This window comes from Kitasatospora sp. NPDC087861 (assembly GCF_044742585.1).
Lineage (GTDB): Bacteria > Actinomycetota > Actinomycetes > Streptomycetales > Streptomycetaceae > Kitasatospora.
This window is the reverse complement of the sequence record NZ_JBIUUS010000003.1, coordinates 157,063-171,374: the sequence shown is the minus strand read 5'-3', so window position 1 is coordinate 171,374 and position 14,312 is coordinate 157,063. Positions and strand designations below refer to the sequence as shown.

General features: G+C 72.9%; 11 protein-coding genes and 1 tRNA gene. 10 read left to right on the top strand and 2 right to left on the bottom strand.

What is annotated here, in order from left to right:
- The first annotated feature begins 170 nt into the window (after positions 1–170).
- Complete coding sequence (locus ACIOJE_RS05815) at positions 171–1,022, top strand: fumarylacetoacetate hydrolase family protein (protein ID WP_400773583.1); 852 nt, start codon at positions 171–173, stop codon at positions 1,020–1,022.
- Positions 1,023–1,068: 46 nt separating this feature from the next.
- Here ACIOJE_RS05815 and ACIOJE_RS05810 read toward each other — a convergent pair whose 3' ends face one another.
- Complete coding sequence (locus ACIOJE_RS05810) at positions 1,069–1,824, bottom strand: helix-turn-helix domain-containing protein (RefSeq protein ID WP_280676072.1); 756 nt, start codon at positions 1,822–1,824, stop codon at positions 1,069–1,071.
- A gap of 188 nt (positions 1,825–2,012) precedes the next feature.
- On the opposite strand from ACIOJE_RS05810, the gene ACIOJE_RS05805 reads away from it, so the two are divergent.
- From ACIOJE_RS05805 to ACIOJE_RS05790, 4 genes are all read left to right on the top strand, one after another.
- Entirely contained in the window at positions 2,013–3,719 is a 1,707-nt protein-coding gene (locus ACIOJE_RS05805; protein ID WP_280676070.1) for a DUF885 domain-containing protein, read from the top strand.
- Between the two features lie 191 nt (positions 3,720–3,910).
- Positions 3,911–5,500: an MFS transporter gene (locus ACIOJE_RS05800; RefSeq protein ID WP_280676604.1), complete on the top strand. Its 1,590-nt coding sequence runs from the start codon at positions 3,911–3,913 to the stop codon at positions 5,498–5,500.
- Positions 5,501–5,580: 80 nt separating this feature from the next.
- A complete protein-coding gene (locus ACIOJE_RS05795) occupies positions 5,581–6,486 on the top strand; it encodes a carbohydrate kinase family protein (protein ID WP_280676068.1) in 906 nt (301 codons plus the stop codon).
- 117 nt (positions 6,487–6,603) lie between these two features.
- On the top strand, positions 6,604–7,617 hold the full coding sequence (locus ACIOJE_RS05790; RefSeq protein WP_280676066.1) for a serine protease: 1,014 nt from the start codon (positions 6,604–6,606) through the stop codon (positions 7,615–7,617).
- A 142-nt stretch (positions 7,618–7,759) separates the two neighbouring features.
- Here the strand turns inward: ACIOJE_RS05790 and ACIOJE_RS05785 are convergent.
- Positions 7,760–7,831 (bottom strand) — tRNA-Arg (locus tag ACIOJE_RS05785).
- A 188-nt stretch (positions 7,832–8,019) separates the two neighbouring features.
- Here ACIOJE_RS05785 and ACIOJE_RS05780 point away from each other — a divergent pair.
- The 5 genes from ACIOJE_RS05780 (at position 8,020) to thrC (ending at position 14,213) form a co-directional block, all read left to right on the top strand.
- Positions 8,020–8,394, top strand: coding sequence for a response regulator (locus ACIOJE_RS05780; RefSeq protein WP_280676602.1), 375 nt, complete (start codon positions 8,020–8,022; stop codon positions 8,392–8,394).
- Positions 8,395–8,535: 141 nt separating this feature from the next.
- Positions 8,536–10,197 carry an arginine--tRNA ligase gene (gene argS / locus ACIOJE_RS05775; RefSeq protein ID WP_280676064.1) on the top strand — a complete coding sequence of 554 codons (1,662 nt, stop codon included), beginning with the start codon at positions 8,536–8,538 and terminating at the stop codon, positions 10,195–10,197.
- A gap of 86 nt (positions 10,198–10,283) precedes the next feature.
- Positions 10,284–11,675 (top strand): diaminopimelate decarboxylase, encoded by a 1,392-nt coding sequence (gene lysA, locus ACIOJE_RS05770; RefSeq protein WP_400773579.1) that lies wholly within the window; start codon positions 10,284–10,286, stop codon positions 11,673–11,675.
- Between the two features lie 138 nt (positions 11,676–11,813).
- Entirely contained in the window at positions 11,814–13,106 is a 1,293-nt protein-coding gene (locus ACIOJE_RS05765) for a homoserine dehydrogenase (RefSeq protein ID WP_280676060.1), read from the top strand.
- A 9-nt stretch (positions 13,107–13,115) separates the two neighbouring features.
- Positions 13,116–14,213 carry a threonine synthase gene (gene thrC / locus ACIOJE_RS05760; RefSeq protein ID WP_280676058.1) on the top strand — a complete coding sequence of 366 codons (1,098 nt, stop codon included), beginning with the start codon at positions 13,116–13,118 and terminating at the stop codon, positions 14,211–14,213.
- Positions 14,214–14,312 lie beyond the last annotated feature (99 nt).

The window sequence follows — 14,312 nt, the reverse complement described above, 5'->3', positions numbered from 1 at the left end:
GTGCGGGCCGCCGATTCGGGGCTCCCGGCGGCTGTGGGAATTGATAGGAATTCGCCCCCCGGAACTGTCTGGTTCGCCGACCGGTGGCGTTGATATACCTCGTTGCCAGGGTCGGGTGCGGTGTCCTGCGCCGCCCCGGCGAGCTGCGACGAAAGGCTGGTGACGGATCGATGAAGCTCCTCCGCGTCGGACCCCCGGGCGCCGAGCGCCCGGTCGTGCTGGGCCAGGACGGCACCGGGTACGACCTCTCCGGGCGTGCCCGGGACATCGACGGGGCCTTCCTGGCCGGGTTGGACACCGCCGTGCTGGCGCGGGACGTGGCCGCCGGCGTCCTGCCCCGGGTGGACCTCGCCGGGCAGCGGGTGGGCGCGCCGGTCGCCCGTCCGGGCAAGGTGGTCGGCATCGGGCTCAACTACCGCGACCACGCCGCCGAGGCCGGGGCCGCGATCCCGGACGAACCGGTGATCTTCCTCAAGCCGAGCTACACCGTGGTCGGCCCGTACGACGAGGTGCTGGTGCCGCGCGGCGGCGAGAAGACCGACTACGAGGCCGAACTGGCCATCGTGATCGGCCGCACCGCCCGCTACCTGGCCGGGCACGAGGAGGCCGCGGAGGTGATCGCCGGCTACACGATCGCCAACGACGTCACTGAGCGGGCCTTCCAGTTCGAGCGCGGCGGCCAGTGGGACAAGGGCAAGTCGGCGGAGACCTTCACCCCGCTGGGGCCCTGGCTGGTCACCGCCGACGAGGTGGCCGACCCGCAGCAGCTGCCGTTGCGGCTCTGGGTCAACGGCGAACTGCGGCAGGACGGCAACACCGGGAAGATGGTCTTCCCGGTGCTCGAACTGGTCCGCTACGTCAGCCAGTTCATGGTCCTGGAGCCCGGCGACGTGATCGTCACCGGCACTCCGGCGGGCGTCACCCTGGGCCACCCCGGCACGCCGTTCCTGGCTCCGGGCGACATCGTCGAGATCGAGGTCGACGGCCTCGGCCGCCAGCGCCAGGTACTCGGGAAGGCCTGACCCTCCCGCGGCGCCGGCCGCCCCGACCCCGGGCACGGGGGTCGGGTCACCGGGCCGCCAGCACCTCGCGCAGCCGCTCGGCCCGCGTCGCCCGCGGCCCCTCCAGCGCGAGCAGCACCGACAGCACCTGCGCGGTCTGCGGATCGTGCAGCGCGGTCGCCGCCGCCATCGCCGTGAACTGGTCCACCAGCCAGTCGCGCAGCTCGCCCACCGGCAGCGTGCGCCCCTCGTCCAGCCAGCTCAGCGACGCGCCCTCGACCACCGAGATCCACGAGCGCACCAGCAGCGTCAGCCGCGGACCGGCCTCCCGCACGCCGAGGTGCCGCAGGGTCCGCTTGAGCGCCGCCCGCCGGACGTCGTCGACGATCGCCGAGGTACGGGTCGTCTCCACCACCGAACCGCCGCGCAGCAGCGCCGAGTAGCCGGCGTCGTGCTCGGCCACGAAGGCGAAGTAGCCGTCCAGGACGGCCGCCAGCTGCTCGGACGGGGTCCCGGCCAGCGGGACGGCGAAGCGGCTGGTCAGCTCGTCGGCGGCGCTGCGCAGCGCCGCCTCGTACAACTGCTGCTTGCCGCCCGCGAAGTAGCGGTAGACCAGTGGGCGGGAGGCCCCGGCGGCCTCGGCGACGTCGTCCAGGCTCACCTCCTCGGGCGGCCGGGCGGCGAACAGCTCCAGGGCGACCGCGATCAGCTGCTCGCGCCGCTGCTGCACCGGCAGCCGCCGGTATCCGGTGCGGCGCGGGCGGGCGGCGGGTGCGGCCGGGGTGGGCACCGGGTCGGTTGCCGTGGCGGGGCGGGCTTCCATGGCGGTCAGCGTAATGGGCGCCGGCCGGATCGGGTCCTGTCGCGCGCGGTGGTTTCCCGAACGCGTGTTTGCGAGGTTCCCGCTCAGGGTGCGTCCGCCGGACGCACCCTGGCCGGGATTCGGCCGGTACATGTCACCGATCGCCGGTAAGGGCTTGCATTCGGCCCGTGTCACGCCATGATGTCCGAATGGTTGAAGAACTGATCACCTCCGATGCCACCACCCCGCGCCGCATCGCCGACGGTTACGTCCGGGCCCTGGCCGAACTCGACCCGCTGACCGCGGTCTACCTGGGGCTCAATCCCGAGGACGACCGGCTGCCCGACCTCTCGCCGACCGGCGCCGAGGCGATCGCCGACCTCGGCCGCCGCACCCTGGCGGCCCTCGCTGAGGCCGAACGGGCCGGCGCCGCCGAGGACGAGGCCGAGCGCCGCTGCGCCCGCCTGCTGCGCGAGCGGCTGACCGCCGAACTCGCCGTCCACGAGGCCGGGGAGAACTTCCGCGCGGTCCGCAACCTGGGCTCCCCGGTGCACGACGTCCGTGACGTCTTCACCCTGATGGCGACCGACACCGAGGCCGAGTGGCAGATCGTCGGCCGCCGGCTGGCCCGCATCCCGCTCGCGCTGGAGCAGTACCGCGAGACGCTGGCCGCCGGCATCGAGCGCGGCCTGCTGTCCGGCCCGCGCCAGGTGACCACCGTGGTCGGGCAGTTCGGCGAGTGGCTGGCGGGGGACGTGCCCGGTGGCTGGTTCGGCGAGTTCGTCCAGGGCGCGCCGGAGGGCGTGCGCGCCGGGCTGTCCGAGCACGCGGTGGCCGCCGCCGAGGCGCTGGCCGCCCTGCGCGACTGGCTGCGCGACGTCTACGGCCCGGCCGCCGCCGACACCCCCGACACCACCGGCCGGGAGCGCTACCGCCGGTTCGTCCGCTTCTGGACCGGCTCCGACCTGGACCTGGACGAGGCCTACGCGTGGGCCTGGGGCGAGTTCCACGACCTGCTCGCGCAGATGGAGGCCGAGGCCGAGAAGGTCCGCCCGGGCACCGACCCGATGGCCGCGATGAAGTGGCTGGAGGCGGAGGGCCCGGCGGTCGAGGGCGCCGAGGCCACCCGGGCGTACCTCCAGGAGCTGATGGACCAGGCGATCCGGGACCTCCAGGGCACCCACTTCGACCTGGCCGAGCCGGTCACCCGGGTCGAGTCGAGGATCGCCCCGCCCGGCAGCGCGGCCGCGCCGTACTACTCCGCGCCCTCGCTGGACTTCAGCCGCCCCGGGCGGACCTGGCTGCCGACGCTCGGCCGGGAGCACTTCCCGGTCTGGGACCTGGTTTCCACCTGGTACCACGAGGGCGTCCCGGGCCACCACCTGCAGCTCGCGCAGTGGAACTACGTCGCCGACCGACTCTCCACCTACCAGGTCAGCCTCGGCGGGGTGAGCGCCAACCTGGAGGGCTGGGCGCTGTACGCCGAGCGCCTGATGGACGAGCTCGGCTACCTCACCGATCCGGGCCACCGCCTCGGCTACCTCAACGCGCAGATGATGCGCGCGCTGCGGGTGATCGTCGACATCGGCATGCACGCGGGCCTGGACTTCCCGGCCGACTCCCCGTACCAGCCGGGCCGGCCGGTCAGCCCGGAGGCCGCCCGGGAGTTCTTCGGCCGGTACTGCGGCCTGTCCGCCGACTTCCTGGACAGCGAACTGGTCCGCTACCTGGGCATGCCCGGCCAGGCGATCGGCTACAAGCTGGGCGAGCGCGCCTGGCTGCGCGGCCGGGCGGCGGCGCGGGCGGCGCACGAGGCGCGCGGCGAGGAGTTCGACCTCAAGGCCTGGCACATGGCGGCGCTCTCGCAGGGCTCGCTGGGGCTGGACGACCTGGTCGCGGAGCTCTCCGCGCTGTAGGAACCCCTCCCGCTCCGGGAACCCCTCGGCGACCAGGGCCCCGGGACTCGTCCGCGAGTCCCGGGGCCCTGGTCCTCTGGTCCCGGAAAGGTCGATTCGGCGAGGTTTTGCCTTGCGGTTCGTCCGCGCGGGGGTTTCGCTTGAAGGCGAGTGCGTGACCTCTCCGTATCCGGAAGGCTCGACCAGTGCCTGTGCATCCCGCCACCGTTCATGAGAACGCGGACAGCCGCCGCTGGTGGGTGCTGGCCGTCATCGCCATCGCCCAGCTCATGATCGTCCTCGACGTGACCATCGTGAACATCGCGTTGCCATCGGCCCAGCGGGACCTGGGCATCTCCGACGCCGGCCGGCAGTGGGTGATCACCGCCTACACGCTCGCCTTCGGCGGCCTGCTGCTGCTCGGCGGCCGGCTCGGCGACCTCTTCGGCCGCAAGCGCGTCTTCACCGTCGGCCTGCTGGGCTTCGCCCTCGCCTCCGCCCTCGGCGGCGCGGCGGTCGGCCCGGCCATGCTCTTCGGCTCCCGTGCCCTCCAGGGCGCGTTCGCCGCCCTGCTCGCCCCCTCCGCGCTGGGGCTGCTCTCCACCACCTTCACCAAGCCGAAGGAACGCGGTACGGCCTTCGGCGTCTTCGGCGCGATCGCCGGCGGCGGCTCCGCGATGGGCCTGATCCTGGGCGGTCTGCTGACGGAGTACCTGGACTGGCGCTGGTGCCTGTTCGTCAACGTTCCGATCGCCGCCGCGGCGGCCATCGCGGCCTTCTCCATCCTGGACCGCGACCACATCGGCAAGGGGCGCCGGGTCAAGCTCGACCTGCCCGGCGCGCTGCTCGGCTGCGGCGGCCTGCTGGCGATCGTCTTCGGCACCTCCGAGGCCGTCACCCGCACCTGGGGCGACCGGCTGGTGCTCGGCTCGCTGGCCGTCGGCGCGGCGCTGATCGCGTCGTTCGTCCTGGTCGAGAAGCGCACTGCGCACCCGCTGCTGCCCCTGCACGTCGTCGCCCAGCGCAACCGCGTCGGCGCCGCCCTCTCGGTCGGCCTGGCGATGATCGGCATGTTCGGCCTGTTCCTGTTCCTCACCTACTACCTGCAGGTCATCAAGCACTTCTCACCGGTGCTGTCCGGCATCTCCTTCCTGCCCATGACGGCCGTCGTCGTGATCAGTTCGACGGGCTTCGCGGCCCGGCTGATGACCAGGGTGCCGTCGCGCAACCTGATCGGGCCCGGACTGCTGCTCGCCGCGGCCGGCATGGCCTGGCTGACCCAGATGAGGGTGGACAGCCCGTGGGCGGTCCTGGTGCTGCCCGCCGAGCTGCTGCTCGGCGTCGGCATGGGCCTGGTCTTCATGCCGTCGATGAGCCTGGCCACCCTCGGGGTCGGCCCGCGCGAGGCGGGCGCGGCCGCGGCCACCCTGAACTCGTCCCAGCAGGTGGGCGGTTCGATCGGCGTGGCGCTGCTCAACACGGTCGCGGCCAGCGCCACGGCGGGGTTCCTCGCCACCCGGATCGCCACCGACCCGGCGGTCCGGGCCCAGGGCACGGTGCACGGCTACGTGGTCGCGACCTGGGTGTCGACGGGCATCCTGCTGCTGGCCGCGCTGATCGCCGTCCTGGTGATCGACCACCGGCCGGCGACCGGGTCGGCGGCCGCCGCACGCCCCGTCGAGGTGCGCCCCGTCGAGGCGCGCTCCGTCGAGGCCCGGCCCGCCGAGGTCAGGTCCGGCGACGGCCGGTCGGGCGCCGGGGCGCACACGGCCGCCCCGGCGGAGCGCCGACGGGAAACCTGAAATTTTCAGCAAGGTCTTGCAGTCACCTCCGGCGCCTGCTTGACTCCTGGCCACCGTCCAGGGATCAAGGAGGCGCCGTCATGCCGCCCGAGTTCGACCTGCTCGTCGTCGGCGGCGCCGGCGTGGACACCATCGTCCGGGTGGACCGGCTGGAGATCCCGCCCGGCGACTCGCAGTTCGTCGAACCCGTCCGCGACTACGTCGGCCACACCGGCAGCGGCGTCGCCCTCGGCGCCCACCACCTCGGCCTGCGCACCGCCTTCCTCGACTTCCTCGGCGACGACCCGCAGGGCGGCCTGGTCCGCGCCGCCTTCGAGCGCCACGGCCTGCACTTCGCGCACCTGGTGAGCCCGCACGGCACCCCGCGCGGGGTCAACCTGGTGGACGCCGCCGGCCGCCGGTTCTCCTTCTACGACGGCCGCCACCCCGCCGACCTGCGGCTGCCGCGCGAGTTCTACCTGCCGTACGCGCGGCGCAGCCGGCACGTCCACCTCTCCATCACCGGCGTCAACCGGGACATGTACGCCGACCTCCACCGGCTCGGCCGCACCACCTCCACCGACCTGCACGACTGGGACGGTGCCAACCCGCACCACCGCGACTACGCGCTCGGCTCCGACCTGGTGTTCCTCTCGGTGGCCGGCTGCCGGGGCCGCCACGAACAGGTGATGCGCGCGATCCTCGCCGAGGGCCGCGCCGCCGTCGTCACCGCCACCGCGGGCGCCGACGGCTGCTACCTGCTCACCCGGGGCGACGCGCAGGTGCGCCACCTCCCGGCGGTCGACCCGGGCCGCCCGGTGGTGGACACCAACGGCGCCGGGGACGCCTTCGTCGTCGGCTTCCTGTCCGCCTGGTTCCGGGGCCGCCCGCCGCTGGACTGCGCCCGGGCCGGTTCGGTCGCCGGCGCCTTCGCCTGCACCGCCGCCGGGACGCACACCGCCTTCGTCCAGGCCGGGGAGCTGAACCGCTTACTCGACGCCGGGTGAGCTTTTTCTCATCGAGATCCCAGCCATCGGTAACGACCTTTCCAGGCTGAGACGGCATAGTCGGTGATCGCACGTCACCACCGAACGAGCCGTCGACCACTGGCAGGAGAGACAGGCATGGGTCAGCACCGCCGCCGGCCGCCGCGCCGCCGCAGCCTTCTGGGTCCGGCCCTGCTCGCCGCGCTCTCGGCGGTCCTGGTGGCCGCCGTGGTGACCGGCACGCACGGGCTGAGCCTGTCCGACGCGACGGCCGCCGGGAAGGCGGCGCGCAGCCCCCGGGCCGCCGTCGCGCCGGCCGAGACCACGGCCACGCCCGAGGCGCCCGCCTCACCCGCGCCGGTCGACGCCCCCGTGCCGACCGACGGCCCGTCCGCCGCCCCGTCCGACGGCCCGACCGCCGACCCCGCCGCCGCGCCGGGCGGCACCCCGTCGGCCTCCCCGACGCCCTCCGCGGCGGCGACCCCCGCCACCCACGGCGCCCTCCCCGGCACCACCGCCACCGCCGCCGCCACCCCCGAAGCCGCCACCGTCGGCGCGCTGTTCAGCGGCGCCGTGGCGGCCGGCAACCACTTCTGCACCGCCAGCGTGCTGCACAGCCCGGGTGGCAACCTGCTGCTGACCGCCGCGCACTGCCTCAGCGGCACCGCCGGCGTCACCTTCGTCCCCGGCTACCGCGACGGCTCCGCCCCGTACGGCAGCTGGCAGGTCACCGCCGTCCACACCACCACCGGTTGGTCCCAGCAGGGCGACCAGGACGAGGACTTCGCCGTCCTGGAGACGGCGCCGAGCAACGGCCGCAAGGTCGAGGACGTGGTCGGCGGCAACCGGCTCGGCCCCGACGAGCCCTTCGGCGCCACCGTCCGCCTCTACGGCTACCCCGGCGACGCCGAGGAGCCCGTCCTCTGCACCAGCACCACCGGCCAGCAGAGCGCCTACCAGCGCGTCATCGCGTGCCCGGCCTACCCGTCCGGCACCAGCGGCGGCCCCTGGATCGACACCGCCACCGGCGACGTGGTCGGCGCCATCGGCGGCTACCAGCAGGGCGGCGACACCGACGACATCTCCTACAGCGCCTACTTCGACCACACCGTCGCCGGGCTCGTCTCCCAGGTCGAGGCCGCCGCCTCCTGAGCCCGGGGCCGGGGGTGCTCCCCGCCCGTCCCGCTCCTCGACCACCCATCCCAGGACCGACCGTCCGGGTCCGGACATGACGAAGGCCCAGATCCGTGGATCAACTCCACTGATCTGGGCCTCTGTTGCACTTCCTGCGAAGTGCCCCCGGTAGGATTCGAACCTACGCACCCGCCTCCGGAGGGCGGTGCTCTATCCCCTGAGCTACGGGGGCCTGGCTGGTGTCATCGGCGCTTCGGCCTCCGACGTGAAGAACACTACCAGGCTCCGGGCGTGGTCCGTGCACGGGTTTGCGCGACGGCGACGGCGCCGGACGGGCGCCAGGTGGCGAGGGGCCGGCGGAAGTGCCCAAAGGCCGGACGGGGCGGCGGGGGCGCCGATACCCTCGGTGAGGTGTCGGGAGTGTCCGGGCGGGTCCTCGTGGTGGACGACAGCGAGGTGATCCGCCAGCTGATCAGGGTCAACCTGGAGCTTGAGGGCTTCGAGGTGGTGACCGCCGCCGACGGCGCCGAGTGCCTGGAGGTGGTCCGCCGGGTGAAGCCGGACGTGGTCACGCTGGACGTGGTGATGCCACGCCTGGACGGCCTGCGGACGGCGGCCCGGCTGCGCGCGACCCCGGGGACCAGCCGACTGCCGATCGCGATCGTGAGCGCCTGCACCCCGGCCGATCTGGACCTGGGGGAGGCGGTCGGCGTGGACGGCTACCTCGGCAAGCCCTTCGATCCGGCCGATCTGGTGGCGCTGGTGCGGCGGCTGATGGCCGCCGGGCGGGTCTGACGAGTCCCGCCGCGAGAGTTTCGCCCTGAGCGAACAGGGCGGACGGATCGGGGCCGACACCCCTGTCGGGACGGCGTGGCGGTGTCTCAACCGGCAAACCGGGTGGCGGGCGGGTACCCCGTCTCGCCTACCCTTGGCGTCGTGACACCCGCAGAGCTTTCCCAGGCAGTCCAGGCCGCAGTGAGCGCCGCCGTCGAGGCGGGCGAGCTGACCGTCGCCGTGCCCGAGCACGTGACGGTCGAGCGGCCCAAGAACAGGGACCACGGCGACTACGCGACCAACGTGGCCCTCCAGCTCGCCAAGGCGGCCGGCCGGCCGCCGCGAGCCGTGGCCGAACTGCTCGCCGACCGCCTGCGAGGGATCACCGGCGTCGCCAAGGTCGACATCGCCGGGCCGGGCTTCCTGAACATCACCCTGGACACCGCCACCGCCGGTGCGCTGGCGCGCACCATCGTCGAGGCGGGCGAGGCCTACGGCCGCAACCGGGACCTCGCGGGCCTGAAGATCAACCTGGAGTTCGTCTCCGCCAACCCGACCGGCCCGATCCACATCGGCGGCGTCCGCTGGGCCGCCGTCGGCGACTCGCTGGCGCGCGTGCTGCGGGCCTGCGGCGCCGACGTCACCACCGAGTACTACCTGAACGACGCCGGCGTGCAGATCACCAAGTTCGCCGCCTCGCTGCAGGCCGTCGCGAACGGCCACGAGGCGCCCGAGGGCGGGTACGTCGGCGAGTACATCGCCGACATCGCCAAGGCGATCACCGACGCCGTCCCGGGCGTGCTCGACCTGCCCGAGGCCGAGCAGCTGCAGGTCTTCCGCACCGAGGGCCTGAAGCTCATGGTGGGCGAGATCAAGCGCTCCATGGACGAGTTCGGCACCCACTTCGACGTGTGGTTCTCCGAGAAGTCGCTGCACGACTCCGGCGCCGTCGAGCAGGCCACCAGCCGGCTGCGCGAGCAGGGCCACGTCTTCGAGCAGGACGGCGCGGTCTTCCTGCGCACCACCGACTTCGGCGACGACAAGGACCGCGTCCTGATCAAGGCCGACGGCGACACCACCTACTTCGCCGCCGACGCCGCCTACTACCTGTCCAAGCGCGACCGCGGCACCGAGGTCGCGCTCTACATGCTGGGCGCCGACCACCACGGGTACGTCAACCGCCTGAAGGCCATCGCGGCCTGCGCGGGCGACGACATGAACCACAACATCGAGGTGAAGATCGGCCAGTTCGTGAAGATGCTTCGCGACGGCGAGGAGGTCCGCATGTCCAAGCGGGCCGGCAACATCATCACGATCGACGACGTGGTCGAGTGGATCGGCGTGGACGCCGCCCGCTACACCCTGGCGCGGTCCTCCACGGACTCCACCATCACGCTCGACATCAACGTCCTGACCAGCCAGACCAACGAGAACCGGGTCTACTACGTCCAGTACGCCCACTCCCGGATGTGCGCCGTCCAGCGCAACGCCGACGAGCACGGCATCTCGCGCGGTGCGGCCGAGGACTTCAAACCGGAGCTGCTGATCACCGAGTGGGAGTCCGACCTGCTCGGCCACCTCGGTGAGTTCCCGCGCGTGCTGGCCTCGGCCGGCGAGCTGCGCGAGCCGCACCGGGTCGCCACGTACCTGGAGGACCTGGCGGCCAAGTACCACCGCTTCTACGACAACTGCCGCATCCTGCCGCGCGGTGACGAGGAGGTCACGGACCTCACGCGCGCCCGGCTGTGGCTGGCCGACGCGACGCGCACGGTCGTCGCCAACGGCCTGACGCTCCTGGGCGTCACGGCGCCCGAGCGGATGTAGGCACCACCCCCAAGCGCACGGCGGGGGCGGCTGACGGTCAACGAGGACCGTCGCCGCCCCTCGCCATAGGTCAAGGAACGAGGGACATGAGTCGCTCTGCACACCCCGCGGGCCCCCGTCACGGCGACGTGCTGCCCGAGGGCCACTACCAGGCCCCGCCGGCCGACCTGAACGCGCTCGACCCCAAGGTCTGGTCGCGCACCGTCGCCCGCAACGCCGAGGGCGTGGCCACCGTCGGCGGGATCGACGTCACGGCGCTGGCGGCCGAGTTCGGCACGCCGGCCTACGTGCTCGACGAGGAGGACTTCCGGACCCGGGCGCGCGCCTGGCGGGACGCCTTCGGCACCGACGCGGACGTCTACTACGCCGGCAAGGCGTTCCTCTCCAAGGCGATCGTGCGCTGGCTGCACGAGGAGGGCCTGAACCTCGACGTGTGCAGCTCCGGCGAGCTGGCGGTGGCGCTGGCCGCCGGGATGCCGCCGGCGCGGATCGCGCTGCACGGCAACAACAAGTCGGCGGACGAGCTGGAACACGCGGTGAAGACCGGCGTCGGGCACATCGTGCTCGACTCCTACGAGGAGATCGAGCGCCTGGCCGCGATCACCGCCCGCCAGGGCGTCCGCCAGCAGGTGCTGATCCGGATCACGGTCGGCGTCGAGGCGCACACCCACGAGTTCATCGCCACCGCGCACGAGGACCAGAAGTTCGGGCTGTCGCTGACCGGGGGAGCGGCCGCCGAGGCGGTGCGCCGGGTGCTCGGCCACGACGGCCTGGAACTGCGCGGCATCCACTCGCACATCGGATCGCAGATCTTCGACACCGCCGGGTTCGAGGTGGCCGCCCGCCGGGTGGTCGGCCTGCTGGCCGAGATCCGCGACGAGCACGGCGTCGAGCTGCCCGAGATCGACCTGGGTGGCGGCCTGGGCATCGCGTACACCAGCGACGACGACCCGCGCGAGCCGGCCGAGATCGCGGCCGCGCTGGCCGAGATCGTGCGCCGCGAGTGCGCCGCCGCGAACCTGAAGGCCCCCCGGCTGAGCGTGGAGCCGGGCCGGGCGATCGTCGGCCCGACGGCGTTCACGCTGTACGAGGTCGGCACCGTCAAGCCGCTGGAGGGCCTGCGCACCTATGTCAGCGTGGACGGCGGGATGTCCGACAACATCCGGACCGCGCTGTACGACGCCGACTACTCGGTCGCCCTGGTGTCGCGCCGCAGCGACGCGGAGCCGATGCTGGTCCGCGTGGTCGGCAAGCACTGCGAGTCCGGCGACATCCTGGTCCGGGACGCCTTCCTGCCGGCCGACCTGGCCCCCGGCGACCTGATCGCGGTGCCCGCCACCGGCGCGTACTGCCGCTCGATGGCGAGCAATTACAACCACGCCCTGAAGCCTCCCGTGCTCGCCGTCAAGGACGGTGCCGCGCGGGTGATCGTCCGGCGCGAGACGGAGGAGGATCTCCTGCGTCTCGATATCGGATGACGGAATTCTTGTCTCAGATCATGGAACGACCGTAGATCCGTCCGGGAAGTCACCGAGACTGGTACGGACCGAAGTTCCCGGCGGCCCCGAGAATCCCGCCGGAATTACCGAAGCACGATGAATGCAGAGCGGAGTCGGATGATGCGTACGCGCCCGCTGAAGGTGGCGTTGCTGGGTTGTGGTGTGGTGGGCTCCGAGGTGGCGCGCATCATGACGACGACGGCCGACGACCTCGCCGCGCGCATCGGTGCCCCGGTCGAGCTCGCCGGGATCGCGGTCCGCCGGGCCGGCCGGGTCCGCCCGGGCGTGCCCGAGCACCTGATCACCACCGACGCCGAGGCCCTGGTCAACCGGGGCGACATCGACGTGGTGGTCGAGGTCGTGGGCGGCATCGAGCCGTCCAAACACCTCATCCTGTCGGCGTTCGAGCAGGGCGCCTCGGTGGTCAGCGCCAACAAGGCGCTGCTCGCCAAGGACGGCACCGAACTGCACGCCGCGGCCGCCGCCGCCGGGGTGGACCTGTACTACGAGGCCGCGGTGGCGGGCGCGATCCCGCTGCTGCGCCCGCTGCGCGAGTCCCTCGCGGGGGACAAGGTCAACCGGGTGCTGGGCATCGTCAACGGCACCACCAACTTCATCCTCGACAAGATGGACACCACCGGCGCCGGCTACTCGGAGGCGCTGGAGGAGGCCACCGCGCTGGGCTACGCCGAGGCCGACCCGACGGCCGACGTCGAGGGCTTCGACGCCGCCGCCAAGGCCGCGATCCTGGCCGGCATCGCCTTCCACACCGAGGTCACCGCGGCGGACGTCTACCGCGAGGGCATCACCGAGGTGACCGCCGCCGACATCGCCTCCGCCAAGGAGATGGGCTGCGTGGTCAAGCTGCTCGCGATCTGCGAGCGGGCGGCGGACGGCGAGTCCGTCACCGCGCGGGTCCACCCGGCGATGATCCCGCTGTCGCACCCGCTGGCCTCCGTCCGCGAGGCGTACAACGCGGTGTTCGTCGAGGCCGAGGCGGCCGGCCGGCTGATGTTCTACGGCCCGGGCGCGGGCGGCTCGCCGACCGCCTCCGCGGTGCTCGGCGACCTGGTCGCGGTCTGCCGCAACAAGCTGGCCGGCGCGACCGGTCCCGGTGACTCGGTGTACACGCAGCTGCCCGCCAAGCCGATGGACGAGGTGGTTACCCGCTACCACGTCAGCCTGGACGTGGACGACCGCGCGGGCGTGCTCGCCCAGGTCGCGTCCGTCTTCGCCGAGCACGGCGTCTCCATCGACACCGTGCGCCAGCAGGGCCGCGAGGGCGACGCCTCGCTCGTCGTGGTCACTCACCGTGCGACCGACGCCGCGCTGTCGGCGACGGTCGACAAGCTCCGCGCGCTGGACAGCGTGCGGGACGTGGCCAGCATCATGCGGGTCGAAGGGGAGTAAGGAACAGCCATGAACGCCGTTGCCGAGAACGTCGTCCGAGGCGCGCACACCCACCAGTGGCGCGGCCTGATCGAGGAGTACCGGGACCGCCTGCCGGTCACCGCGGCCACGCCGGTGGTCACCCTGCTGGAGGGCGGCACCCCGCTGGTCCCGGCCCAGGTGCTCTCCGAGCGCACCGGCTGCGAGGTCTACCTCAAGGTCGAGGGCGCCAACCCGACCGGATCCTTCAAGGACCGCGGGATGACGATGGCCATCTCCAAGGCCAAGGAGGACGGCGCGCAGGCCGTCATCTGCGCCTCCACCGGCAACACCTCGGCCTCCGCCGCCGCGTACGCGGTGCGGGCCGGGATGGTCTGCGCGGTGCTCGTCCCGCAGGGCAAGATCGCCCTCGGCAAGATGGGCCAGGCGCTGGTGCACGGCGCCAAGATCCTGCAGGTGGACGGGAACTTCGACGACTGCCTCACCCTCGCGCGTGAACTGTCCGAGAAGTACCCGGTGGCGCTGGTCAACTCGGTCAACCCGGCGCGCATCGAGGGCCAGAAGACCGCGGCCTTCGAGATCGTCGACATGCTCGGCGACGCCCCGGACATCCACGTCCTGCCGGTCGGCAACGCGGGCAACATCACCGCGTACTGGAAGGGCTACCGCGAGTACGCCACCGACGGCCTCGCCACCCGCACCCCGCGGATGTGGGGCTTCCAGGCCTCCGGCTCGGCCCCGATCGTGGACGGCGCGCCGGTGCTCAAGCCGCAGACCATCGCCACCGCGATCCGGATCGGCAACCCGGCCTCCTGGGACTTCGCGCTCGCCGCGCGGGACGAGTCGGGCGGCCTCATCGACAAGGTGACCGACCGTCAGATCCTGTCCGCCTACCGGCTGTTGGCCGCTCAGGAGGGCGTCTTCGTGGAGCCCGCCTCGGCTGCCTCGGTGGCCGGTCTGCTGGCCAAGGCGGAGGCCGGCCTGGTCGACCCGGGCCAGCGGATCGTCTGCACCGTGACCGGCAACGGCCTCAAGGACCCGGACTGGGCGGTGGCCGGAGCGCCGCAGCCGCAGATCGTCCCGATCGACCCGGAGGCGGCCGCGCAGCGCCTGGGCCTGCTCGACTGACCCCGCGCCGGGCCGCCCACGGCACCTGACGCCCCGACGGGCCGCCCCTTCAGGGGGTCGGCCCGTCGGCGTTCTCCGCTGACACTTTTGTGTCGATTA